A 26,424-nucleotide genomic window follows, 5' to 3' on the forward strand; every position below is an offset into this window, starting at 1 on the left:
ACCTTTCCTTTTCTTCCCGAAAAAAATGTGAGCAGTTACGCTCACATTTGTTGTTCTTCTTCATAATCGCACGAAATACATTGTACTTGCACGCCTTTTTTCAACTTTTTCTCTACAAGCATGCCTTCGCACTTCGGACACTTACGACCAATTGGCTTATCCCAAGATACAAAGTCGCATTCCGGATACGTACCGCACCCATAGAAAAGACGTTTCTTTTTATTACTACGGCGTTCAATAATTTGACCCTTATCACACTTTGGACAAGTAACACCGATTTCTTTCACAATCGGCTTTGTATTACGACAATCTGGGAAATTCGAGCAAGCCATAAATTTCCCGTATTTACCCATTTTAAAGACCATTGGGTGATTACATAATTCACAATCTTCCCCAGCTGGTTCATCTTTAATTTCCACTTCACGCATTTCTTTTTCCGCTTTTTCTAAACGCGGTTCAAAACCTACGTAGAAATCATCAACAATTTTTACCCAATTCGCATTTCCTTCTTCTACTTCATCAAGGCTTTGCTCCATATTGGCAGTAAATTCAATGTTAATAATTTCTGGGAAAAACTCTAAAATAAGTTCAATTACTATTTCACCAAGTTCAGTCGGAACGAAGCGTTTATTATCCAAACCTACATACCCACGCTTTTGAATTGTTTCAAGTGTAGGTACATATGTTGACGGTCTTCCAATTCCAAGTTCTTCAAGTGTTCTTACTAGGCGAGCCTCTGTATAGCGCGGAGGAGGTTGTGTAAAATGTTGCTTTGGTTCTAAATCCTTTGAAAATACAGTTTCCCCTACTTCTAAAGGTGGCAACATCTTATCCTTTTCTTCAGCACCATCATCTTTTGACTCTACATACACTTTCATAAATCCTGGGAACTTTACAACCGATCCACTTGCACGGAACTGAACATTGTTATTAATGAGTCTCGCTGTCACAGTATCCATTATAGCAGACGCCATTTGACTTGCAACAAATCGCTCCCAAATCAATTTATATAATCGAAGTTGATCACGACCTAAGAAACTTTTTAGTTCCTCTGGCTTTCTCATTACTGAAGTAGGACGAATTGCCTCATGCGCATCTTGTGCATTTGACTTTTTCGTTTCTTTCTTCTTTTCTGTTCCTATGTATTCCGTACCATACGCTTCAGTGATGTAAGTACGAGCCTCTGTTTGAGCTGTTTCTGAGATACGTGTTGAATCAGTTCTCATATACGTAATAAGACCTACAGTTCCTTGTTTTCCAAGATCTATCCCTTCATACAATTGCTGTGCAAGCATCATTGTTTTCTTTGCTCGCATGTTTAACTTACGTGCTGCTTCTTGTTGCAAGGAAGATGTTGTAAACGGTAATGCAGGATTACGTTTTCGCTCTTTGCGCGTTACATTTTCAACTGAAAACGCATTGTCTTTCATCTGTTCAATTATTTCATTCACTTGCGTTTCATTTGTTAATTGAACTTTTTCACCATCTACACCGTAAAAGCTTGCTTCAAATGTGTCTTTTCCTTTTACAAATTCTGTTTTAATTGTCCAGAATTCTTCAGGTTCAAAGTTTTGAATTTCCCTTTCACGCTCGATGATTAAACGAACTGCTACAGATTGTACACGCCCTGCACTTAATCCTTTTTTTACTTTCTTCCATAATAAAGGACTAATATTGTAACCAACAAGACGATCAAGTATACGTCTTGCTTGTTGTGCATCCACTAAATCCATATTAATTGCACGAGGATGTTTAAATGATTCTTTGATTGCATCTTTCGTAATCTCATTAAACACAACCCGACAATCTGATTCAACGTCCACATTTAACGTATTCGCTAAATGCCAAGCAATCGCTTCCCCTTCACGGTCTGGATCGGCCGCGAGATAGACTTTCTTTGCTTTTTTCGCCGCTGATTTTAAATCTTTTAAGACGGGACCTTTACCACGAATGGTAATATACTTCGGGGTGAAGTTGTTCTTTACTTCTATCCCCATTTGACTTTTTGGCAAATCGCGAACATGTCCCATAGACGCGACAACTTTGTATTTTTTCCCTAAATATTTCTCAATGGTCTTCGCCTTAGAAGGCGACTCCACGATTACGAGGTAATCTGACATGCTAGTGCCTCCTTAAGAGGTGGATTCAAGTCTTCATTAATCTTATTGATTTCTCTTGTTTTTGTCAATCAAGAATGAATATACCATACAGTGCCAATCTACCATTTGTCAATAATTGTTTAATAAAAACATAAAAATATAAGGTTAATTTAAAATCTCTTCCAAGATATCTTCTGCATTTCTTACTAGTTTTGCTCCTTGCTGAATAAGATGATTCGTTCCCGATGCCCCCTCTACAAATATAGGTCCAGGAAGCGCAAACACCTCTCTATTTTGCTCTAACGCAAGGTCTGCAGTAATAAGTGTTCCACTTCTCGATTTCGCTTCTACAACTAAAACACCTTTACTTATACCACTAATAATCCGGTTCCTTTTTGGAAAATACCATTTTTTCGGTGCATAGTGCGGCGGATACTCTGTCAATAACAATATATATTCCTTCCACATTTCATATAAATGTCTATTTTCTTTCGGATACATAAAAGACAATCCATGCCCTAATATCGCAATAGTCGGGCAATGATGCCTTACTGTAATCTCATGAGACATTGTATCTATCCCTTTTGCAAACCCACTGACAATAAGCCACTCTCTTTCTAATAAAGGGTGTAAAATAAACTTCAAACTCTCATGACCATATAATGATGGTTCTCTCGTTCCAACAACTGCTAATTTATTTACTTTATTCAGGAAATCTTTCTCTCCTTTTCCATATAAAACGAAGGGAGGGTCTTGTATTTCACGTAATAATTGCGGATAATCTTCATCCCATATCGTTATATAAAAAATACGATTTCTCTCTAAATAAGATATATATTGCGGAAGATTTGAATTTTGAAGAAATTTTACTAGTTCTGAAGATTTTTTCGAGGATATTCCAGTGTAGTGTTCCATTTGTTTTTCGTTAAAATTATATATGTTCTTTAATTCTGGATCGACATATAGTAGCCTCTCCATCGCTTTCCAATAATCTGCTAGCAAGTAATGAACATGTAATAATCTCTCTCTTTTCATCTTGATTCTCCTTACCCATAATTTTTATTATGTAAACAGAAAAAAGTGTAAAAAGACACCCTCAAGTAAGAAGGTGTCTTTCAACAGATTAATAGTTTTTACAAGTCTCAAATAAACCTTTTTCTTTTAAAACAGAGATTAGCGTTTCTCCCATAACTGCTGGAGTTTCAGCTACTTTAATGCCACAAGCTTCCATTGTTTTAATCTTTTCAGCAGCAGTTCCTTTACCGCCAGAAATGATTGCACCAGCATGGCCCATACGTTTGCCAGCAGGCGCTGTTTGACCACCAATGAAGCCTACGACAGGTTTTGTCATATTAGCTTTTACCCATTCAGCTGCCTCTTCTTCTGCTGTACCGCCGATTTCACCAATCATAATTACAGCATGTGTTTCTTCATCTTCATTAAATGCTTTTAACGCATCAATAAAGTCTGTACCGTTAACAGGGTCTCCGCCGATACCTACAGCAGTAGATTGGCCAATACCTTCTTGTGTTAACTGATGTACAGCTTCATAAGTTAATGTACCAGAGCGAGATACGATACCAACATGACCTTTTTTATGAATATATCCTGGCATAATACCAATCTTACATTCATCCGGTGTGATTACACCTGGGCAGTTTGGTCCAAGTAAACGTGTATGTTTACCCGCCATATATCTCTTTACGTTTACCATATCTAATACAGGAATCCCTTCAGTAATACATACTACTAAATCAATTTCTGCATCAACAGCTTCCATAATTGCATCTGCCGCAAAAGCGGGTGGAACGTATACAACTGAAGCGTTTGCGCCTGTTGCTTTCACTGCATCTTCTACTGTATCAAATACTGGTACACCTTCAATATCAGTGCCGCCCTTACCTGGTGTTACACCACCGACAATTTTCGTACCGTATTCAATCATTTGTTTTGTATGGAATAAACCTTGAGAACCTGTAATACCTTGAACAATAACTTTTGTATCTTTATTAACTAATACGCTCATTTTTCTCCCCCGCTTTCTATTAGCCCACTAGTGAAACAATTTTTTGTGCACCGTCTGCCATAGATTCTGCTGCAACAATATTTAAGCCAGACTCATTTAAAATTTTCTTACCTAGTTCTACGTTTGTGCCTTCAAGACGTACAACTAAAGGTAACTCAAGACCTACTTGTTTCGTTGCTTCAATAACACCTTCTGCAATAACATCACACTTCATAATGCCACCAAAAATGTTAACGAAGATACCTTTTACATTTTTGTCAGAAAGGATAATTTTGAATGCTTCTGTAACTTTTTCTGCAGTTGCACCGCCACCAACATCTAAGAAGTTAGCTGGGTCACCGTGGTAATGTTTAATGATATCCATTGTAGCCATCGCTAAACCTGCACCATTAACCATACAACCGATATTTCCATCTAAAGGAATGTAGTTTAAGTCGTATTTTGAAGCTTCAATTTCTTTTGAATCCTCTTCATCAAGATCACGAAGCTCTAAAATGTCTTTATGGCGATATAACGCATTAGAATCAAAGTTTAATTTTGCATCTAATGCCATAACTTTACCTTCGCCTGTTGTAACAAGTGGGTTAATCTCAGCGATAGAGCAATCTTTTTCGATAAACGCACGATATAAGCCCATCATAAACTTCACAGCTTGTCCTACAAGCTCTTTTGGAATATTGATGTTAAATGCAATTCGGCGCGCTTGGAAACCTTGCAAGCCTACTGCTGGATCAATATATTCTTTAAAGATTTTTTCAGGTGTTTTTTCTGCTACTTCTTCAATTTCTGTTCCGCCTTCTTCAGACGCCATTAAAACAACTTGAGAAGTTGCACGATCTAAAACTAGACCTACATAATATTCTTTTTTAATATCGCAACCTTCTTCGATAAGTAAGCGTTTTACTTCCTTACCTTCAGGACCTGTTTGATGTGTCACAAGTGTAGTTCCTAAAATGCTTTCTGCATATGTACGAACTTCATCTAAATTTTTCGCAACTTTTACTCCGCCAGCTTTGCCGCGTCCACCAGCGTGAATTTGTGCTTTCACTACACATACATCTGTTCCTAATTCTTTCGCTGCTTCTACAGCTTCTTCTACTGTAAACGCAACCTTCCCGTTCGGAACGCTAACCCCATAGCTTCTAAGGACTGCCTTACCTTGGTACTCATGGATATTCATGGTCCCATCCTCCCCTGTTTTCCTGTTTTACTCGAAAAGTTTTTTAATGTTTAAAAAACATTACATTGCCATTGTATAAGATGATTGGCACGCTGTCTACAATAAAGTGTCAGAAAACTGAAATCGCTTTATTCTTTTTCAAAAATAGTAATGTTTATATGCCAAAATAAAAAAATAAGCTGTATATTTACAGCTTATTTTTGAATCATATCTTTAATTGGTGCGAATGACTTGCGGTGTTCATCTAGTACTCCATGCACTTCAATTGCCTCTAAATGTTGCTTTGTGCCATATCCCATATGTTGCTCAAATCCATATTCAGGATACTTCTCTCCCAGTTCTTTCATCATACGATCTCTCGTTACTTTTGCTATAATGGATGCTGCTGAAATCGAAACACTTTTCGCATCACCTTTAATAATTGATGTTTGCGGAATTGGTGTAGGAAGCTTCATCGCATCAATTAATAAATGTTGAGGTGTACAAGATAAATTTGCAACTGCATCTAACATCGCTTGTTTCGTTGCTTGGTAAATATTAATGTCATCAATAACTTGCGGTGATACAATTCCTACTCCAATTGCAATTGCTTGTACTTTTATTTCATCATAAAAACGCTCACGTTTCGCTTCACTCAACTTTTTCGAGTCATTTAACCCTGGAATATAAAAATCCTCAGGAAGAACGACAGCTGCCGTCACAACAGGCCCAGCCAATGGCCCGCGCCCTACTTCATCAATACCCGCGATATATGTGACCCCTTTTTCACGCAAAGCATTTTCATACTTGGACATTTCAAAAAACTTCTCTTTTTCTTTCTGTTCTAACTCTTTTTGTTTATACCACTTCAAAACGAGCTTTTGAACACCTTTTCGATCATCTTTCATTAACAGTTGAAAGCGATCATCTTCTTCATTCATAATTTCTTTCAATACATTTTCCGCTTCTTTTATCGTCATAGTTTGCATTTATACAAGCTCCTTTTTAAACATATCCAAAAAGAAAAGACGCACAAACGCACGTCTTATACTTCTTCTATTTTTTCCACATCTTCCACTTGCTCTCCAAACTCTTCCGGTGTTTCAAACGTCATTTTTCCAAGTTTGCCACCACGAAGCTCACGAAGCACAAGCTCAGATGTCTTATCATAATCAATCATTCCGCCGCCCATTAAGCAGCCTCTATTTTTTCCAATTGCATCGAATAATTCCACAATATCTTCTGGAATCTCATTTAAATTATAGCGTTCTTTCAAGCGTTCTGGATAATGTTTCTCCATAAAACGTAATGCGTAAACAGCTACATCTTGTAAATTTAAAATTGAATCTTTAATTGCACCCGTTGTCGCTAAACGAAGACCCACTAATTGATCTTCAAATTTAGGCCACAGAATACCTGGTGTATCTAACAATTCCATTTCCTTCCCAACTTTAATCCATTGTTGAGCTGTTGTCACACCTGGACGATCTCCTGTTTTAGCAATATTTTTCTTTGCCAATTTATTAATCAATGTAGATTTACCAACATTTGGTATACCTACAATTAATGCACGAATCGCTCTCGGTCTAATACCTTTTGCAACCATTTTATCAAATTTTTCTTTAACAAGCACTTTACAAGCTGCTGCAATTTCCTTCATACCTTGTCCAGCTTGCGCGTTAATCGAAATTGCCATATGGCCTTTTTCTTTAAAATATGCGATCCATTGTTTTGTTAAACGATCATCCGCCATATCCGCTTTATTTAAAACAACAAGCCTTGGCTTATGTGTAATGATTTCATCAATCATTGGGTTTCGAGATGATAATGGTAATCGAGCATCTACAAGTTCAATTACAACATCAATTAATTTTAATTTCTCCGTTACTTGGCGTCTAGCCTTCGCCATATGCCCTGGAAACCATTGAATTACCATGTTGCCACCTTCTTTTTCATTTATTTCACAATACGTGCGTCTTCTAACGGCCAATATAACATATTAGCTTTACCAATTACTTGATCCATTGAAATCGTACCGATTGAACGGCTATCTTTACTAAAACGACGATTATCACCTAAAACAAATAATTGATCTTTTGGAACGGTTTTCTTGCCTGTCATTTCTTCAAGATTAAAATCATATGTAAGCGGTCCGTCAGCAATTTGCTTTTTCTGCTTGTCTAAATACGGCTCCTCATAAGCCTTTCCGTTAACATACAGTTTATCATTACGATACTCTATTTCATCGCCTGGCAGGCCTATAATGCGCTTAATGTAATCTTTATCTTCTGTTGCTCGAAATACGATAATATCAAAGCGTTTTGGATCTCCAATGTGATAACCAATTTTATTCACAATCATTCGATCACGATCATGTAAAGTAGGTGCCATCGATACCCCGTCTACGAGAATTGGCGCAAAGAAAAACTGTCTAATAACACCAGCTAATACAACAGCAATCAAAATTGCCTTAATCCATTCCCAAAGTGAACTCTTCTCTTTTTTCATGCATTTCCCCTCCACGGTTATGTAAACTGCTCGTATTATACCAAAATTTCATATAGATTGGAAAAAGGGAGCTTGTGCATTTACAAGCTCCCATACATGTCTTATCGAATTTCTTTAATACGTGCTTTTTTACCGCGAAGGTTACGTAAGTAGTATAACTTAGCACGACGTACTTTACCACGGCGAAGTACTTCGATTTTCGCGATTCTTGGCGTGTGAACTGGGAATGTACGCTCAACACCTACACCGTAAGAAATCTTACGAACTGTGAATGTTTCACTGATTCCGCCACCACGACGTTTAATTACAACACCTTCGAAAAGCTGAATTCTTTCACGAGTTCCCTCAACAACTTTTACGTGTACACGTAAAGTGTCACCAGGACGGAATGAAGGAAGGTCAGTTTTTAATTGGCCTTTTGTAATTTCTGCGATTAATTGTTGCATATTAAATTCTCTCCTTTAAACAGATGCTCTTATAAAGTCTTAATAAATTACAGCGGAACATCGTTAATACGGCTACTGATTTCAGTAGCACAAATGTTATAATAGCATATTACTAGGCCTGTTGCAATAGCAAATATATGAAGTTATTACTGCTCTCGCTTTATTTCCTCAAGCCATTTTTTCTCTTGTTTAGATAACTCTCTCTCATCTAACAAATCCGGTCTACGCGTATACGTTCGACGCAAAGATTCCTTATGTCGCCATTCATCAATGTTTTTATGATTCCCTGACATTAATACATCCGGTACCTTCATACCACGAAAATCAGCCGGACGTGTATAATGAGGATGCTCTAATAAACCTGTACTAAACGAATCCTCTACTTGTGAAGCATGATTTCCTAGCACACCTGGCAAGAGACGTACAACACTATCAGTAATAACCATAGAGGCTAATTCTCCGCCCGTTAATACATAGTCACCAATAGAAATCTCATCCGTTACGAGATGCTCACGAATTCGTTCGTCATACCCTTCATAATGCCCACATACGAAGATCAAATGTTCTTCCCCTGCAAGCTCTTCCGCTTTCTTCTGCGTAAATCTTTCGCCCTGCGGACACATTAAGACAACTCTAGGCTTACGCTCTGTCTCTTTCGTCAAATCTTCTACAGCATCAAAAATAGGCTGAGGAGTAAGCACCATACCAGCTCCTCCGCCGTAAGGATAATCGTCTACACTATTATGCTTACTTGTTGTATAATCACGAAAGTTAACAACACGAAGGTTTACCGCTTCTTTTTCTTGTGCCTTCTTTAATATAGAAGATCCAAATACACCGGTAAACATGTCTGGGAACAACGTTAAAATATCAATTTTCATTATAGCAGCCCTTCCATTACATGAATGGTTACTAATTTATTTTCAATATTAACTTGAAGTACAACGTCATCGATATAAGGAATTAAGAGATCTTGACCCTTCGGGCGTTTAATTACCCAAACATCATTTGCACCAGGAGATAGAATCTCTTTGATTGTCCCTAGCGCTTCTCCTTCTTCCGTTACAACACTGCAACCAATAATTTCATGATAGTAGTATTCACCTTCAGCAAGTTCACCTAACTGCTCTTCTGGTACTTTTATTAAAGAACCTTTAAACTTCTCTACTTCATCTACATTGTTATATCCTTCAAATGTTAATAAATCGAATGTCTTATGTTGGCGATGAGAAGTTACCTTCACCGGAAGGTAGTCTGTGCCTTTCTCATTCGATATGTATAACGTGTTTCCTACTTTATATCGCTCTTCTGGAAAATCAGTACGAGAAATAACACGGATTTCTCCTCTTACGCCATGAGTATTTACAATTTTCCCTACGTTAAACCATTTTGTCATAAATAGTATGTCACCCCTGGTTTCTATATAAATTAAGCATCTCCATTTCACAGATGGAACATGCACTCTCTATTTAAATGTTAAAAAAGGGAGAGGAATAACTCCTCGCCCTTTTTTACGTTTATTGAATTTCCAGTGTTACTTTTTCATCATTATGATGTCCCACTGAATACAAGAGCATTCGAATCGCTTTCGCAACTCTCCCTTGCTTTCCAATGACTTTTCCAACATCCTCAGGATGTACAGTTAATCGATACTTTATCTCTCCGTTGCAAAGTTCCTGTGTAACTTTTACATCTTCAGGATAATCGACAAGAGGCTTGACAATCGTCTCGACTAACTTCTTCATAGTCATTGCCTCAATTACTTACCTTGTTTAGATAAGTGGAATTTCTCCATGATACCTTGGTTAGAGAATAAGTTACGAACTGTATCAGATGGTTTAGCACCATTTCCTAACCATTTTAATGCTGCTTCTTCGTTGATCTTAACTTCAGCTGGTTGAGCAACTGGATTGTAAGTTCCGATTTCCTCAATGAAACGTCCGTCACGAGGAGAACGAGAATCTGCAACAACTACACGATAGAAAGGAGTTTTTTTAGCTCCCATACGTTTTAAACGAATTTTAACTGCCATTTATAAAGCACCTCCGAATTTATTTCACACAGATAATTATATTAGCAAAAAGACTATTGCTTTGTAAAGTATTTTTTCTTAACAGAGCCATCTTTTTTTCCTTACATGAATGGAAACTTCAATCCACCTAGTCCTTTTTTCTTACCTTTTTGCATTCCCGTCATCGTCTTCATCATTTTTTTCATGTCATCGAATTGTTTAATTAGACGATTGATTTCTTGTACAGTTGTACCGCTACCTTTGGCAATGCGCTTTTTGCGACTAGCATTGATTATTTCCGGTTGTTCTCGTTCTAATTTAGTCATAGAACGAATAATTGCCTCAATATGCCCAATTTGTTTTTCATCAACTTGTGCATTTTTCAGCCCTTTAATTTTATTTGCACCAGGAAGCATTCCTAACAATTCATCAAGCGGCCCAAGTTGACGCACTTGTCCAAGTTGTTCTAGGAAATCGTCAAGCGTAAACGAAAGCGTACGCATTTTTTGCTCAAGTTCTTTCGCTTTCTCTTCATCAACTGTAGCTTGCGCTTTTTCAATCAATGTTAAGACATCGCCCATCCCTAAAATACGGGATGCCATACGCTCTGGATGGAACGCTTCAATTGCATCTAGTTTTTCACCCATACCAGCAAATTTAATCGGCGTGTTTGTTACAGCCTTAATAGATAATGCAGCACCACCGCGCGTATCACCATCTAATTTCGTTAATACAACACCTGTTAAACCTAACTGTTCATGGAAACTTTGCGCAACATTTACCGCGTCTTGTCCCGTCATCGCATCGACAACAAGGAAAATTTCATCCGGTTTCGCAACTTCTTTAACTTTCGCTAATTCATCCATTAGTTCTTCATCAATATGCAGGCGACCCGCTGTATCGATTAAAACATAATCGTGATGATCTTCTTTTGCTTTTGCAATCGCTTGTTTCGCAATTTCAACAGGACTTACTTGATCTCCTAAAGAGAATACAGGCATGTCCAATTGCTTCCCTAATGTTTCAAGCTGTTTAATCGCTGCTGGACGGTAAATATCCGCTGCAACAAGCATCGGTTTACGGTTATGCTTTTTACGAAGCAAATTCGCAAGCTTACCTGTCGTCGTTGTTTTACCCGCACCTTGCAGACCAACCATCATAATAACAGTCGGTGGCTTATTAGCAACAGCAATTTTGCTTTGCTCTCCGCCCATAAGTTCTGTAAGTTCTTCCTGTACAACTTTAATTACTTGTTGTCCAGGTGTCAAACTTTTCATTACATCTTGTCCGACAGCACGTTCAGACACACGCTTCACAAAATCTTTTACTACTTTAAAGTTAACATCTGCTTCTAAAAGAGCTAGACGAACTTCTCTCATCATTTCTTTCACATCGGCTTCAGAAACTTTTCCTTTGCCGCGGATTTTTTGCATTGTCTGTTGAAGTCGGTCGGCTAATCCTTCAAATGCCATATTGCCGCCCTCCTAATCTAATTTTTCGATAGCTTCAACAACTTGTTTCATTTCTTCATTTACATGCTCTTCTTCGCTGATTAGCTGTTTTAGCTTTGCAACAAGTCGCTGTCGCTCTTGAAACTTTTGAAGTAATACTAATTTTTCTTCATATTCTTCAAGCATCGCTTCAGTCCGTTTAATGTTATCATACACGGCTTGGCGACTTACATCAAATTCTTCCGCAATTTCACCAAGAGATAAATCATCTAGATAATAAAGCGACATATAACTTCTTTGTTTTTGCGTTAACAACGATTGATAAAAATCAAATAAATAGTTCATTCTCGTTGTTTTTTCGAGCATGTTGGATCATCCTTTGTTAAGTGATTTCCCTTTACATGAATTAGTTTACATGTAGTCCAAAAGAGTGTCAAGTTTTTTTCTTAACATCATATATTTTTTATAGAAAAAGAAGCGGAAATACCGCTCCTTTCACTTATACTTCTTCTGTTTCTACTAAGTTCGCAAATAAACCATACACATATTGTTCTGGATCAAACTGTTGCAAGTCATCCATTTGCTCTCCTAATCCAACAAACTTCACTGGTACATCCATTTCGTTACGAATCGCTAATACAATACCACCTTTAGCAGTTCCATCTAACTTCGTTAAAACAATACCAGTTACATTCGTTGCTTCACGGAATGTTTTCGCTTGGCTTAAACCGTTTTGTCCTGTTGTTGCATCAATAACAAGTAATACTTCATGAGGAGCACCTGGTACTTCACGCTCAATTACACGCTTCACCTTCTCTAATTCTTTCATTAAATTTACTTTATTTTGCAAGCGTCCTGCTGTGTCACATAGTAATACATCTACCTTACGTGCTTTCGCAGCTTGTACAGCGTCATACATAACCGCCGCTGGATCAGATCCAGATCCTTGTTTAATCACTTCTACACCAACGCGATCGCCCCATACTTCTAATTGTTCAATCGCTCCAGCACGGAATGTGTCTCCTGCCGCTAATAGGACTGACTTACCTTCTGATTTAAACTTATGCGCCAGTTTACCAATTGTCGTCGTTTTTCCTACACCATTAACACCAACAAATAAAACAACCGTTAATTGGTCCTCTTGCATATTAATTTCGTTACTAAAATCGCTGTCGCCTTTGTAAATTCCTACTAGTTTTTCTGAAATAACAGCTTGTACTTCTTTTGGATCTTGAATGTTACGACGTTGTACTTCTTCTTTCAATTGGTCAATTAATTCCATTACCGTCGCAACGCCAACGTCTGCACCGATTAAGATTTCTTCTAACTCTTCGAAAAAATCTTCGTCCACTTTACGGTAACGATAAACTAAATCATTCACTTTATCCGCAAATGAATTTCTCGTTTTTTCTAATCCTTGTTTAAATTTCTCTGTAACTGTATCCGTTTGTTTTGAAATTTTTTCTTTTAGTTTTTTAAAAAAACTCATACTTTCCCATCCTTCCTATTCACTTGCAATAAGTTCTTCTCCGGCGTCTAAACGAACCGAAACAAGTTTAGATACCCCTGATTCTTGCATTGTTACACCGTACAACACATCAGACTCTTCCATTGTACCTTTTCTATGTGTAATTACAATAAACTGCGTCTCATTACTGAATTTCTTTAAATACTGTGCAAAACGAGCTACATTCGCCTCATCAAGGGCTGCCTCTACCTCATCTAGTACACAGAATGGTACTGGGCGTACTTTTAAAATACCAAATAAAAGCGCAATTGCTGTTAAAGCACGCTCTCCACCTGAAAGTAAACCTAAGTTCTGCAGTTTCTTCCCTGGCGGTTGTGCTACAATATCAATACCCGTATTTAGTAAATCCTCTGGATTAGTCATTACTAAATCCGCTCTACCGCCTCCAAATAATTCAGAGAATACCGATTGAAACTCCATTCTAATGCCTTCAAACGTAGTAGAAAAGCGTTTTTTCATTTCTTCATCCATTTCGGTAATAAGCTGGTGCAATGTCGCTTTCGCTTCTTCTAGGTCGTCTCTCTGCTCTAGTAAGAATGTATGACGCTCCGCTACACGTTCATATTCATCAATTGCCCCTAGGTTCACTGTACCTAACTCTTCTATAGATAATTTGATTAATTTTACTTTCTTACGCGCATCTTCTGCAGGCATTGTCATTGTATATTTTAGTTTTGCCGCTTCAAATGAAATCGTATATGTTTCACGTAAATGTTGTAATCTATTTTCCAACTCTACATCAAGTCGATTTATTCTCACTTCTTGATCTTTCAACATTTCAAGAATATATTTATGTTTACCTGTCGTTTCTTTCAAATTGCGCTCTAAATGTTCTACCCTCTCTTGCAACGATACACGTTGTTCACGACGAGAGCGAATTAATTCTGAAGTTTGATTACGATCATATGCTTTCTTCTCAATCATATTCGTAATTTGCTCTTCACCACTTGAATTAGATGTCATTTCTTGTTTTAAGAACGCTAAATCCTCTTTCGTTTTTACAAGTGTCGCATCCGTTTCTTCTTTTTCCTTCGTCAATCGTTCAACTTTTTCTTTTTGATTAAATAAGCGTTGTTGCTTTTCAGCTACCAGCACTTTTAACTCCGTCATTTCTTTTTGAACTTTTTCTTTCGAAGAATGTTGCTCACTTTTTTGTTTTGTTAAAGCTACAATTTTACTATCTAACTTAGTGATATCAGCTTGAAGATTCGTTAAAATCCCTTCTAACTCCTCTTTACGCCCTTGCATTTTTACTCGATCTTGTAAAAACCCTTCAATCTCTAAATCATAAATAGACAATCGATCATTAATACGATGTTCTTCTAATTCTAGACGATTAATCTCTTCTCTTAATTTCTGCTCATCTACACGATCTACTTCTACAGTTTGCCTTAGTTCGCGTATTTTCACTTCTTTTTCTTGAATCTCTTGTTTTACTGCTTTAACAAAGTTTTCTAACTTCATTGTTTTTTCTTCCATATCAGTTAACTTGCGAGTCCACTCTTCCAGTTCACGTTGGCGTCCTAATAAAGAAGATTTCGCTTGCTTTACCGCCCCACCAGTCATAGAACCGCCAGGATTCACTACATCACCTTCGATTGTTACAATGCGATAACGGTATTGCAGTTGTTTCGCCAACTCATTTGCTCCGCGTAAATCTTTCGCAACAATAACCGTACCTAATAAATTTGAAACTACATTTTCATATTTATTGTTGTACTGCACAAGTTCTGCCGCCACACCTACAAACGATGGGTGTTGATTTGCAATGCGTAATTGCTCAAATGATAAAGACCTGCTTTTAATAACAGCTTGCGGTAAAAACGTTGCACGTCCATGTTTATTTTGCTTTAAAAATGCTATCGCATTACGAGCATGCTCCTCTGTTTGTACAACAATATGCTGCATCGCTGCACCTAGAGCAATTTCCATTGCAACTTCGTATTCTTTCGGTACCGTTAACAGTTCCGCAACAGCACCCTCGATACCTTGCAACCTATTTTCTCTAGCTTTCAATACTTCACGTACACCTTGATAGAATCCAGAATAATCTTCTTGCATCTCTTCAAGCATTTCTTTTCGAGAACGTGCCTGTTGCACAAATTGATATGCTTGATACAGTTTTGTTTCATTTTCACTATACTGCGTCTTACATTTCCCAAGCGCCGCCTCTGTCTTCTGTATGTTTGAGAGAATGCCAGCTACTTTTTCTTTCGCTTGTTCGTAACTTTCTACAAGTTTCGTCTTTTTCGCTGTAATTTCCATACGCATTTCTACATATTTCGCATTCTCTTCATCTAGACGCTCGTTTTTAGACGTTTGCTGTTTAGATTGTTCTTCAATCATAGATAATTCATTACGATGACTAGCTTGTTGATTTAAAAGCTCAATATAGTCACCTTTTAAATTCTCAATCTGTTCCTCTAAATTGTCAGCAAAAGTAGCAAGCAGTTGCTCATTATCATGCAATTTTTGCTCCAACTCTTTTACTTCATTCACAAATTGCATTAAAGCTTCTGTACTTGACTCAATCTCACCATCGTAACTTTTAGTTTTCTCTGTTAATTCAACAATTAACTGCTCAAGTTGCGCACAATGCGTCGTAGCATTTTGCTTTCTCTCTTTTAACAACTCGCGCTGCCCTTCAAGTTTTTCTAGCTCTTTACTAGAAAGAAGAAGTACTTCTTGCAACGAGTCTACAGACTCATCTACCGCTTGTAATTGTCCTCGTAATTCCTCAAGCTCTTCTTCACTTTTTTGTAAATTCGTTGACATTTTAGCTTCTTCGTTTTTATTATGCCCAAACTGATTTCGAAGCGCTTCCCATTTCTCGTGCAATTCTTCAATTTCATGGACAATAAGCGCAGCTTCTACTTTCTCTAATTCTTCTTTATTCTCAAGATAATCTTTCGCAATAGAAGCTTGTCTTTCTAAAGGTTCTACTTGACTACTTAATTCATGAATTATATCTTGTACACGATTTAAGTTTTCTTGTGTTTCTGCTAATTTCCCTTCAGCTTTCTTTTTGCGAAGTTTGTATTTTAGCACGCCTGCCGCTTCTTCAAATACACCTCGACGCTCTTCTGACTTACTACTTAAAATCTCTTCCACTTTCCCCTGGCTAATAATTGAAAAAGCTTCTCTTCCCATACCAGAGTCCATAAATAAATCGATAATATCTTTCAATCTACATGATTGTTTATTAATATAAAAATCACTATCACCTGAACGAGATACACGACGTGTTACACACACCTCATTGTATTCAATTGGTAAACGTTGATCTTCATTATTTAAAGTTATTGTTACTTCAGCAACATTAACCGCTCTCCTCGTATCACTGCCTGCAAAAATAATATCCTCCATCTTTGCACCACGTAATGATTTTGCAGATTGTTCACCAAGTACCCAGCGAATTGCATCAGTAATATTACTTTTCCCGCTTCCATTAGGTCCTACTACAGAAGTTACACCTGGGACAAAATCAACAGATACACGCTCAGCAAAAGACTTAAACCCTGCTATTTCTAATCTTTTTAAAAACACGAAAGGCCTTCCTCCTATTCTCCGTCGTTATAAATGTTCTCTATACAAAAACAAGTATTATACGGATTTACCTTCTTTTTCATTATAAACAAAAAGAAAGTTTCATTCTATGCACAAGGAATCCCCCTCATTCAAAGGGGGATTCCTTATAGTTGTTCTTTTAATTTTTTCAATGCTTCTGCAGCAGCTTGTTGCTCTGCTTCTTTTTTCGACTTACCACTACCAAGACCTAAAGCTACGTTATTTAACGTAACACGTGACACAAATTCTCGATTGTGAGCTGGTCCTTTTTCTTGCAAAATTTGATACTCAACATTGCCACTGCCATCACGCTGAATCAATTCTTGCAACTGACTCTTATAATCCATCACATGAGAAAAAGCACCCTCATTAATTTTCGGATATACAATTTCTTTTAAGAATTCCCAAACTGTTTCTAGCCCTTGATCAAGATAAAGGGCACCAATAAACGCTTCAAAGACATCCGCTAATAAAGCTGGTCGTTCACGTCCACCTGTCATTTCTTCACCTTTTCCTAATAAAACAAGGCTACCAAATGACAATTCGTTCGCAAAACGAACAAGAGATGGCTCACATACAATAGCTGCACGTAGTTTTGTTAACTCTCCTTCGCTCATTGTCGGATATTTTTGAAACAGATACTGCGATACAGTCAGTTCCAATACTGCATCTCCAAGAAATTCAAGACGCTCATTATCTTCATGCGGTTTTTTTCGATGCTCATTCACATACGATGAATGCGTAAATGCTTGAATCAATAATTTTTCATCTGTAAACGTAATACCTATCTTTTCTTGAAACACTTTAAATGCTTCACGATATTTTGTTTCGTATTTTTTTTCTCTATATTTTCGGTACGGCATAGGTCCCTCCAGATATAAGCCAGAAAGCCCCGCTAAAAAACGGGACTTCACTTAAGCATTATAGATGACTCTCTATGTAAGTCACAGCATCGCCAACAGTAGCAATCTTTTCAGCATCTTCATCAGAAATTTCCATTTCGAATTCATCTTCTAATTGCATTACAAGTTCTACTACATCTAGGGAGTCTGCTCCTAAATCTTCCTTGAAGCTTGCAGCTGGTACTACCTCAGTCTCTTCTACTCCTAAACGATCAACGATGATTTTTGTTACGCGCTCTAAAACATCTGCCATTCCATTCACCTCCCCTCAAATATTATATTAAATATTGACCAAAAAAACTAGGTGAAATCGATTCTTTTATTACATTACCATACCGCCATCAACATTTAACGTTTGACCTGTAACATATTTGCTTTGATCAGAAGCAAAAAACGTTACAGCATTCGCGATATCTTTCGCTTCACCAAATTGAGCAGCTGGAATAACTTTTAACATTTCGGCTTTAATATTCTCATCTAGTACATCCGTCATATCAGTCGCAATAAAGCCCGGCGCAATTGCATTCACTGTAATATTTCGACTTGCTAACTCTTTTGCAGATGTTTTTGTTAATCCAATAACACCCGCTTTAGCAGCAACATAGTTAGCTTGTCCTGGGTTTCCTATAACACCAACAACCGAAGCGATGTTTATAATTCTACCGTGACGTTGACGCATCATATAACGAGATACTGCTTTTGTACATAAGAATACACCTTTTAAGTTTGTATTAATAACTGTATCCCATTCTTCTTCTTTCATACGCATTAATAAATTATCTTTCGTTACACCAGCATTATTTACAAGAATATCAACTTGTCCAAATGTATCTACTGTTTGTTTCACCATATTTGTAACATCATCAGCATTTGCAACATCTGCTCTTACCGCAATTGCATCAGAACCTAATTTTTTAATTTCATCTACTACTTCATTTGCTTTTTGTTCATTACCAGCATAATTTACTACTACATTTGCCCCTTGTTTCGCTAAATCAATCGCAATCGCGCGACCAATTCCACGTGAAGCGCCAGTTACTAATGCTACCTTCCCTTTTAACATCAGTTTTCTCCTCTCAAATTTGAAATGGTATCTTTTAATGTCTCTTCATCGTATATCGCATATGCTTTTACTGATGAATCAATTGACTTCATAAGTCCAGCAAGTACTTTTCCAGGTCCAATTTCAATAAATGTATCTACTCCCTGGTTCACCATATATTCAATAGACGGGTACCATAATACAGGCGAATAAAGCTGTTCGATTAACTTTTCTTGAATGTCTGCACCACGTGTAATAACTTCCGCCGTAACATTTGCAATAACAGGAATATTCGTGTCATGAATTGTAATTTCATTTAAAACACTTTGGAACTTCTCAGCTGCCGGCTTCATAAGTGAAGAATGGAATGGCCCACTTACTTTTAGTGGAATCGCTCTCTTTGCACCATTTTCTTTCGCTCTTTGAGAAGCAACCTCTACGCCTTGCTTCGTTCCAGAAATCACAATTTGCTTCGTACTATTCATATTAGCGATTTGCACTGCATATCCTTCACTTGTTACTTCTTCTGTAACTTGTTTCAGCATATGTGGGTCAGCACCTAATATAGCTGCCATTGCGCCTTCCCCGCCCGGAACAGCTTCTTCCATATATTCGCCACGTTTCCTTACAGCATATACAGCATCTTCAAAAGTTAATGCACCAGCTGCTACAAGAGCACTATATTCACCTAAACTATGACCAGCGACAAAGTCAGGTGTAATGTCATACTCTTTCAAAGCTGTCAAAATAGCAAAACTCGTTGTTAATAATGCAGGCTGCGCATTTGTTGTTAATGTAAGCTTTTCCTGCGGTCCTTCAAAAATCACTTCTGAAAGTGAATCTTCCAACACCTCATCTGCTTTTGCAAACACTTTTGCAACCTCTTTATTATTCTCTGCTAATTGTTTACCCATTCCAACTGCCTGTGAACCTTGGCCCGGAAAAAGAAATGCTATTTTTCCCATTTCAAATCCTCCTCTTATTGGAGTGACTCTTTCTCCATTACGCTTGAAATCGTAGGAATTACTTCTTTCGCTACCATTTCTCTCGTTTGACGAATCGCACTAAATATCGACTGATCATTAGAAGAACCGTGAGCCTTAATGACAGGTGCTTTCAATCCAAATAATGCAGCTCCTCCATACTCCGAATAATCCATTTTATCTTTTAATACCATAAGTTTTGGCTTTAATACCGCCGCTGCTAATTTGCTCGTAAATGAACTCATTAACTGTTCTTTCAACATAGAGAATAGCGCAAGTGCTGTTCCCTCTAATGATTTCAACGCAACATTCCCTGTAAAACCATCACATACAACAACATCTGCTACACCTTGCAATAAATCTCTTGATTCAACGTTCCCCACGAAATTAATTGGCGCATCTTTAAGCATTGCAAATACTTGCTTTGAAAGCTCGTTTCCTTTTCCATCCTCTGTTCCAACGTTTAATAGTCCAACGCGAGGATTTTCAATTCCTCTTACCTTCTCAGCATAAACAGATCCCATTACTGCATATTGATATAAATGAATTGGTTTTGCATCAACATTTGCTCCAACATCTAACATAACAAAACCTTTTCCATCTACAGTTGGCATTGTAGGCGATAAAGCTGGTCTCTCAATTCCTTCCATACGACCGACTACAAATAATCCAGCTGCCATTAAAGCTCCTGTACTACCTGCGGATATACAAGCGTCTGCTTCTCCATCCTTTACTTGTTGTGCCGCAAGCACCATTGAAGCTTGTTTTTTTCGACGAACCGCTCTTACTGGTTCCTCCGTTGATTCTATTTTTTCGTCTGTATGAAGAATAGTAATTCGTTCATCACTCGTTAAGTATTGACGAATTTCCTCTTCTTTCCCTACTAACGTAATATGTAAATCAGAATATTCCTTAATAGCTTTCATTGCCCCTAATACTACAGCCTTTGGAGCGTGATCTCCGCCCATTGCATCTATTGCGATTTTCATAAGTTGTTACCTTCCTCACTATAATTACTAGATCGATACATTTCAAAAGTGCCTGTAAAAACAAGTTCTTCTCCAACGAAGCTACGCACTTTGACAACCGTCCGTCCTTTATCATTCTCTACATCTTCAACGCGCGCTTTTGCAACAACACGCTCTCCTAATTTTACAGGGCGAATGTATCGAATGGTAGACTTTGCAGTTAAAGCTAATTCTTCATCAATAACCGCAACAGCTAGTGAGTTTGCTTGCGCAAACAGATGATGCCCACGAGCGATTTGATTTCTTTTAAATACATGTTCTATCTTTACTTCAAAGATAGAGATTGCATGTCTATCTAATTCAATATCAATAATTTCTCCAACAACCTCTTCTAACGGTAAAGATTTCACATCTTCTTCATGTTGCTTTGTAGCTACATGTTTAATTCTCTCTCTTAATTCAGGAATAGACAATTCCATACGATCAAGTCGTACCGTTTGTATACTCACTTGAAATTTTTCCGCTAAATCTTCATCCGTAATAAAAGGATTTGATTCGATTGTTTGTTGTAATAACTCTTGTCTTTCTTTTTTACTTCTTCTTTTTTTCATACCGCACCATCCATTTTTATGACTAGGTACTAACAGTAGTATATAATCATTAAAAGTAGAATGCAACAAAAACTTTTGTTGACTCCCTTTAATCGAGCTTCTCTCCTTGGAACACACCTGTCCCATCAAGATACGTACGCAAGGCAGCATACTGATTATTGTGCCAAAACGCTTCTGAATCTACTAGTATCGCCGCATCTTGCCTTGCCGTTTCTAACGCTCGATAATCATGTACCATGTCAGCAACCTTAAATTCTGGTAAACCACTTTGCTTACTCCCAAAGAAATCTCCAGGACCTCGTAATTCTAAATCTTTTTCTGACAATACAAATCCATCATTTGTTTCAGTCATTATGCGCATTCTTTCTTTCCCTGTTTCTGATTTAGGGTCTGCTATTAATAAACAATATGATTGTTCACTACCACGGCCGACACGCCCTCTAAGCTGATGAAGCTGCGATAAACCGAAACGTTCTGCATCATAAATAACCATTACAGTCGCATTCGGTACGTTCACACCTACTTCAACAACTGTTGTCGATACAAGAATTTGTACTTTATTTTCACTAAACTGTCCCATTATCTCTTCTTTTTCCTGAGACGATAATCTCCCATGCATCAATCCAACTTGGCATTTCCCTTGGTAATGATGCGTCAGCATACTATGTAAGTCGATAGCATTTTGCACATCAAGTTTCTCAGATTCTTCAATTAGAGGACAAATAACGTATGCCTGTCTTCCTTTTTTTATCTCCTTTTCAACGAAACCGAGAACGCGATCTAACATATCATGTTTTGCCCAGTATGTTTCAATCACCTTTCTACCTGCTGGCATCTCATCGATTATCGAAACATCCATCTCTCCAAATGCAGTAATTGCAAGCGTACGCGGAATTGGTGTCGCTGTCATAAATAATACATCTGGACTTTCACCTTTCTCCCGTAAAACTCGGCGCTGCGCTACACCAAATCGATGCTGTTCATCTGTAATAACGAGACCCAACCTATGAAATATAACTTCATCTTGAATTAAGGCATGCGTTCCAACAAGAATATCTATTTCTCCTTGTTCTAACTTCGCTAAAATTTCTCGACGTCTCGCCCCTTTAACAGAACTTGTTAACAGTTCCACCTTCATACCAAAATGCGAAAACGTTTCAGCAAGCGACTGATAATGTTGCTCAGCTAAAATTTCTGTAGGAACCATTAAAGCACCTTGATAATGAGCTAATTTCGATGCATAAAGACCAATCGCAGCAACAACTGTTTTCCCAGAACCAACGTCACCTTGCAATAGTCGGTTCATCCGATAAGGAGATGTCATATCTTTCAAAATTTCATCTACAACTCGGCGCTGCGCACCCGTTAATGGAAACGGCAGTGCATCGATAAATTCTTGTAATTCTGCTGACGGAATCTCTTTCTTCGTCCCTTTTGAATTTTCCCTCTCCATTTTCCGGAGCGTTTGCATTTTCAGCTGAAATAAGAAAAATTCTTCATATACAAAACGGCGACGCGCTTGCTTCAAATCTTCCTGTCCTACCGGAAAATGCAATGCCCTGAGCGCTTCATATCTTGGTAATAATTTATATCGCCCTAACAAACCATCCGGTAACACTTCGACTATAGAATCTCCATATTCCTTTAACGCTTGAGCAATAAAACGACGCATCTGTTTTACTGTAAGTTTCCCTTTTACTGAATAAACAGGTTCCACTTCTTGTTGACGTACAACCGGTCCAAAATGAAGTTCTGATACAGCAATTGTTTGACGATGTTGATCCCATTTACCAGTAATCGTTATCGTTTCATCTAACTTTAATTTTTGCTTATAGTAAGGCCTATTAAAACATACCGCCGTAATTAAATAACGACCGACGAGAACACGAACTGTTAAACGCGATTTCTTCTTACCATAATATTGCAGCAAAGGAGCACTATGAACCTTCCCTTCAACCGTTACACGTTCATCATGCTTTACTTCAGCAAGATCTTTCATCGCATAATCTTCATAACGGTACGGAAAATGTTCTAATAGATGAGAAACTGTATAAATACCCATCTCATGTAGTAACTCAGATGTTTCTCCTCCGATCCCCTTTACATCCGTAACAGGAACTTGTACAACATCATTCAAGATTCTCACACCCCGTCACATTATTTTCTTTATTGCATTTTATTTGAGTACCAATTAGCATCTGTAATCGCTCTCTTTCACCTTATATATTCTATCATAGGCATTCTAAGAGAAACTACTCAAATCCCTTATATAAAACAAGTAAAAAAGAGCCTCACTATTAGCAGCAAGGCTCTTTTCTCTCTTCAATATGCTAGCCTTTTGAATAAAAACTAGTAATAAACTTCATATTACTACTTCTTATCCATTAGCAAGTAAGTAATCCATTTATTTTCAAAACGAATCTTATCTTATTCTACAGAGAAGATGAAAGAATACACTGGTTGGTTTCCAGCATGTACTTCTACTTCTGCATCTTCAAATTTCTCTTCTACAAATTCAACTAACTCCGCTACTTCTTCATCAGTTGCATCTTCCCCTTGTAGAATCGTTACGATTTCAGAATCTTCATCAATAAGCGCTTCTAGTAATTGCTTCGCAGCTCCTACTTTTTCAGCATTTGTAGATACAATTTTCCCATCTGCAATACACATGAAATCATCTTTTTGAATTGCTACACCATCAATTTCCGTATCACGTACAGCATACGTAATTTGACCTGTTTTCACATGAGATAAAGCTTCTTGCATGTTTTCTTCATTCTCTTCTAACGTTCCAACTGGGTTAAATGCTAACATTGCTGCCATACCTTGAGGAACTGTTTTCGAACGAACAACAATAACTTCTTGATCTACAACTGATGCCGCTTGTTCTGCTGCCATTACAATATTTCCGTTATTCGGTAAAATAATGATTTTTTCAGCATTTGCTTCTTCAATTGCCTTTACGATATCCTCCGTACTTGGATTCATCGTTTGACCACCTTCGATAACTTTCGTTGCGCCGATGCTCTCAAATAAAGTTTTAATACCAGATCCCATAGCTACAGTTACGATACCATATGGTTGTTTTTCTTTCGATTGAGCTGGTTGCTCAGGAACCATAGTAGGTTCATCTAACAAAGCAGTATGCTGTTCACGCATATTTTCTACTTTAATCTTAATTAAACTACCGTATTTTTGCCCGTAGTTCATAGCGTCTCCAGGATGTTCTGCATGGATATGAACTTTTACAATTTCATCATCAGACACAACTAGTAGAGAATCACCATATACACTAATATCTTCACGGAATTTTTGTTCAGAGAAATTATGCTCTTTCACCTTTTCAGCCTCTAATTTCACCATGAACTCTGTACAATATCCATATTTAATATCTTCTGTACTCAATTGGCTTTGTACACTACGGTGATGTTCTGCGCGTACCATTTCATTCATAGATGGTTGCGTCGGTGCATCAGAAGAAATCGTTTCTCCTTTTAAGTCAGCTAAAAACCCTTCGTATACCACTACAAGACCTTTACCACCGCTATCTACAACGCCAACTTGTTTTAATACAGGTAATAAATCTGGCGTACGATTTAACGATGCGTTTGCTTCTTTCACAACGTCTTCCATAAACAAAACAAAGTCGCGCTGTTTTTTCGCAACTGTTACTGCATATTTACCCGTTTCTCTTGCAACCGTTAAAATCGTTCCTTCAATCGGTTTCATAACCGCTTTATAAGCCGCCTCTACTCCAGCTTCTAGTGCTGCAGCAAAATCAACTGTTGTTAATTCTTCTTTTTGTTCAATGGATTTAGAGAAACCACGGAACAACTGAGATAAAATAACTCCAGAGTTACCACGAGCTCCCATTAATAATCCTTTGGCTAAACTTACGCCGACTTTACCAGCATGCTGTGAAGGATTTGCTTTCACTTCACGCGCACCTGAAGTCATAGATAAGTTCATGTTTGTACCGGTATCGCCATCTGGAACTGGAAATACGTTTAATGCATCAACAAGCTGAACATTATTTGTTAAATTATTCGCTCCTTGCATGATCATTTGTGATAAACGTTTTCCATCAATTTTTTGAATTGACACAGATTTTCCTCCTTAATGCACATTACAAGTTTATTACTTTAACTCCTTGTACGTAGATGTTTACAGAATCTACTGCTAGTCCTACAGTTTGATCTAATGTATATTTCACTTTCGTCTGCACATTATGTGCCACTTCTGAAATTTTCGTACCATAGCTCACAATAATATACATATCAATATGTACTTCATCTTCATCTTTACGAACAATAACACCTCTAGTGAAGTTTTCTTTTCGTAAAATGTCTGTTAATCCATCTTTTAACTGATTTTTTGATGCCATACCTACGATACCGTAGCAATCTACCGCGGCACCTCCAGCAATTGTTGCAATTACATCTGTACTAATATCAATTTGACCGTACTTCGTTTTAATTTCAATTGACATCTCGTTTCCCCCTTCATAAATGGTGAAAGTGAGCTAGACTACTTTAGTTACTATCATATAATCTTTTTAAAGAAAATTCCATCGTTCTTTCTTTTCACTCTCATATTTTATGTTTTAAATTACACTTTTTTATGATGAGCAAAATAGTCCATTGTTATTATACAACATGTACCACTATAATATGTCAAGCAATTTTTATGGATTTCAACTTTTCTTCATTGACATATAGTGTCAAGTAAATTTTCTTGATTTCTTTTTTCTACGGTGTTGCATTCTCTTTTTAGTTGTGTTAAATTATAGTAGTGTTTTTAGCATCGCATAAAAGACTAACATTGAAAAATTACGTATGGTAAGGTATCAAGGGAGGGAAATATAAATGGCTCGTGTTTGTGCTATTACTGGAAGAAAAGCTCGTTCTGGTAACTCTCGTTCTCACGCAATGAACGCTACAAAACGTAAGTGGGGCGCTAACCTTCAAAAAGTTCGCGTACGCATCGACGGAAAAGTTCAACGTGTTTACGTTTCTGCTAGAGCATTAAAATCTGGCAAAATCGAACGTGTTTAATAATAAAAAAAAGAGCCGATAGGCTCTTTTTTTACTATAACAATGGAAAAAGCACCGGTGATAGGTGCT

The 26,424-nt window shown here is 37.5% G+C and carries 26 protein-coding genes; 1 reads left to right on the top strand and 25 read right to left on the bottom strand.

Features of this window, described 5'->3' with window-relative positions; translation table 11 throughout:
- Positions 1-41 precede the first annotated feature (41 nt).
- From topA to ACX9TM_RS19390, 25 genes are all read right to left on the bottom strand, one after another.
- The gene (gene topA / locus ACX9TM_RS19270; RefSeq protein WP_001286963.1) at positions 42-2,120 is read right to left on the bottom strand and encodes a type I DNA topoisomerase; all 2,079 of its coding nucleotides are present in this window, start codon (positions 2,118-2,120) and stop codon (positions 42-44) included.
- A gap of 144 nt (positions 2,121-2,264) precedes the next feature.
- The gene (gene dprA / locus ACX9TM_RS19275; RefSeq protein WP_000818059.1) at positions 2,265-3,134 is read right to left on the bottom strand and encodes a DNA-processing protein DprA; all 870 of its coding nucleotides are present in this window, start codon (positions 3,132-3,134) and stop codon (positions 2,265-2,267) included.
- 88 nt (positions 3,135-3,222) lie between these two features.
- On the bottom strand, positions 3,223-4,125 hold the full coding sequence (sucD, locus tag ACX9TM_RS19280; protein WP_000115178.1) for a succinate--CoA ligase subunit alpha: 903 nt from the start codon (positions 4,123-4,125) through the stop codon (positions 3,223-3,225).
- Between the two features lie 19 nt (positions 4,126-4,144).
- The gene (gene sucC / locus ACX9TM_RS19285; RefSeq protein ID WP_001020791.1) at positions 4,145-5,305 is read right to left on the bottom strand and encodes an ADP-forming succinate--CoA ligase subunit beta; all 1,161 of its coding nucleotides are present in this window, start codon (positions 5,303-5,305) and stop codon (positions 4,145-4,147) included.
- 194 nt (positions 5,306-5,499) lie between these two features.
- A complete protein-coding gene (rnhB, locus tag ACX9TM_RS19290; protein WP_001194265.1) occupies positions 5,500-6,273 on the bottom strand; it encodes a ribonuclease HII in 774 nt (257 codons plus the stop codon).
- A gap of 56 nt (positions 6,274-6,329) precedes the next feature.
- Entirely contained in the window at positions 6,330-7,220 is an 891-nt protein-coding gene (gene ylqF / locus ACX9TM_RS19295; RefSeq protein WP_000236704.1) for a ribosome biogenesis GTPase YlqF, read from the bottom strand.
- A gap of 20 nt (positions 7,221-7,240) precedes the next feature.
- Entirely contained in the window at positions 7,241-7,792 is a 552-nt protein-coding gene (gene lepB, locus ACX9TM_RS19300; protein WP_000711853.1) for a signal peptidase I, read from the bottom strand.
- A gap of 101 nt (positions 7,793-7,893) precedes the next feature.
- On the bottom strand, positions 7,894-8,238 hold the full coding sequence (gene rplS / locus ACX9TM_RS19305; RefSeq protein ID WP_001186516.1) for a 50S ribosomal protein L19: 345 nt from the start codon (positions 8,236-8,238) through the stop codon (positions 7,894-7,896).
- A 146-nt stretch (positions 8,239-8,384) separates the two neighbouring features.
- Positions 8,385-9,119, bottom strand: coding sequence for a tRNA (guanosine(37)-N1)-methyltransferase TrmD (gene trmD, locus ACX9TM_RS19310; RefSeq protein WP_000686903.1), 735 nt, complete (start codon positions 9,117-9,119; stop codon positions 8,385-8,387).
- Positions 9,119-9,634, bottom strand: coding sequence for a ribosome maturation factor RimM (rimM, locus tag ACX9TM_RS19315; protein ID WP_000170278.1), 516 nt, complete (start codon positions 9,632-9,634; stop codon positions 9,119-9,121). Before rimM ends, trmD begins: the two co-directional genes overlap by 1 nt.
- 121 nt (positions 9,635-9,755) lie before the next feature.
- Positions 9,756-9,983 carry a KH domain-containing protein gene (locus ACX9TM_RS19320; RefSeq protein WP_000737401.1) on the bottom strand — a complete coding sequence of 76 codons (228 nt, stop codon included), beginning with the start codon at positions 9,981-9,983 and terminating at the stop codon, positions 9,756-9,758.
- A gap of 14 nt (positions 9,984-9,997) precedes the next feature.
- The gene (gene rpsP / locus ACX9TM_RS19325; protein WP_000268750.1) at positions 9,998-10,270 is read right to left on the bottom strand and encodes a 30S ribosomal protein S16; all 273 of its coding nucleotides are present in this window, start codon (positions 10,268-10,270) and stop codon (positions 9,998-10,000) included.
- Between the two features lie 101 nt (positions 10,271-10,371).
- A complete protein-coding gene (gene ffh / locus ACX9TM_RS19330) occupies positions 10,372-11,721 on the bottom strand; it encodes a signal recognition particle protein (RefSeq protein ID WP_000863460.1) in 1,350 nt (449 codons plus the stop codon).
- 12 nt (positions 11,722-11,733) lie between these two features.
- Positions 11,734-12,066, bottom strand: coding sequence for a putative DNA-binding protein (locus tag ACX9TM_RS19335; RefSeq protein WP_000891062.1), 333 nt, complete (start codon positions 12,064-12,066; stop codon positions 11,734-11,736).
- Positions 12,067-12,199: 133 nt separating this feature from the next.
- On the bottom strand, positions 12,200-13,189 hold the full coding sequence (gene ftsY / locus ACX9TM_RS19340; RefSeq protein ID WP_000007655.1) for a signal recognition particle-docking protein FtsY: 990 nt from the start codon (positions 13,187-13,189) through the stop codon (positions 12,200-12,202).
- 15 nt (positions 13,190-13,204) lie between these two features.
- A complete protein-coding gene (gene smc, locus ACX9TM_RS19345; RefSeq protein ID WP_000478978.1) occupies positions 13,205-16,774 on the bottom strand; it encodes a chromosome segregation protein SMC in 3,570 nt (1,189 codons plus the stop codon).
- A gap of 146 nt (positions 16,775-16,920) precedes the next feature.
- Positions 16,921-17,658 carry a ribonuclease III gene (gene rncS, locus ACX9TM_RS19350; RefSeq protein ID WP_001146875.1) on the bottom strand — a complete coding sequence of 246 codons (738 nt, stop codon included), beginning with the start codon at positions 17,656-17,658 and terminating at the stop codon, positions 16,921-16,923.
- A gap of 58 nt (positions 17,659-17,716) precedes the next feature.
- Complete coding sequence (acpP, locus tag ACX9TM_RS19355; protein WP_000786062.1) at positions 17,717-17,950, bottom strand: acyl carrier protein; 234 nt, start codon at positions 17,948-17,950, stop codon at positions 17,717-17,719.
- 69 nt (positions 17,951-18,019) lie between these two features.
- Entirely contained in the window at positions 18,020-18,760 is a 741-nt protein-coding gene (gene fabG, locus ACX9TM_RS19360) for a 3-oxoacyl-[acyl-carrier-protein] reductase (RefSeq protein WP_000911773.1), read from the bottom strand.
- A complete protein-coding gene (gene fabD / locus ACX9TM_RS19365) occupies positions 18,760-19,704 on the bottom strand; it encodes an ACP S-malonyltransferase (protein ID WP_000515899.1) in 945 nt (314 codons plus the stop codon). Before fabD ends, fabG begins: the two co-directional genes overlap by 1 nt.
- Before the next feature lie 14 nt (positions 19,705-19,718).
- Positions 19,719-20,711 (bottom strand): phosphate acyltransferase PlsX, encoded by a 993-nt coding sequence (gene plsX / locus ACX9TM_RS19370; protein ID WP_000684100.1) that lies wholly within the window; start codon positions 20,709-20,711, stop codon positions 19,719-19,721.
- A complete protein-coding gene (gene fapR, locus ACX9TM_RS19375) occupies positions 20,708-21,301 on the bottom strand; it encodes a transcription factor FapR (RefSeq protein WP_000747348.1) in 594 nt (197 codons plus the stop codon). Before fapR ends, plsX begins: the two co-directional genes overlap by 4 nt.
- An 88-nt stretch (positions 21,302-21,389) precedes the next feature.
- Positions 21,390-23,438, bottom strand: a complete 2,049-nt coding sequence (recG, locus tag ACX9TM_RS19380; RefSeq protein ID WP_065212076.1) for an ATP-dependent DNA helicase RecG — start codon at positions 23,436-23,438, stop codon at positions 21,390-21,392.
- A gap of 290 nt (positions 23,439-23,728) precedes the next feature.
- A complete protein-coding gene (locus ACX9TM_RS19385) occupies positions 23,729-25,405 on the bottom strand; it encodes a DAK2 domain-containing protein (protein WP_000027129.1) in 1,677 nt (558 codons plus the stop codon).
- 22 nt (positions 25,406-25,427) lie between these two features.
- The gene (locus tag ACX9TM_RS19390; RefSeq protein ID WP_000021109.1) at positions 25,428-25,790 is read right to left on the bottom strand and encodes an Asp23/Gls24 family envelope stress response protein; all 363 of its coding nucleotides are present in this window, start codon (positions 25,788-25,790) and stop codon (positions 25,428-25,430) included.
- Positions 25,791-26,166: 376 nt separating this feature from the next.
- On the opposite strand from ACX9TM_RS19390, the gene rpmB reads away from it, so the two are divergent.
- Complete coding sequence (gene rpmB / locus ACX9TM_RS19395) at positions 26,167-26,355, top strand: 50S ribosomal protein L28 (protein ID WP_000124776.1); 189 nt, start codon at positions 26,167-26,169, stop codon at positions 26,353-26,355.
- The last annotated feature ends 69 nt before the right edge of the window (positions 26,356-26,424 follow it).

Source organism: Bacillus sp. LH1 (assembly GCF_057924895.1).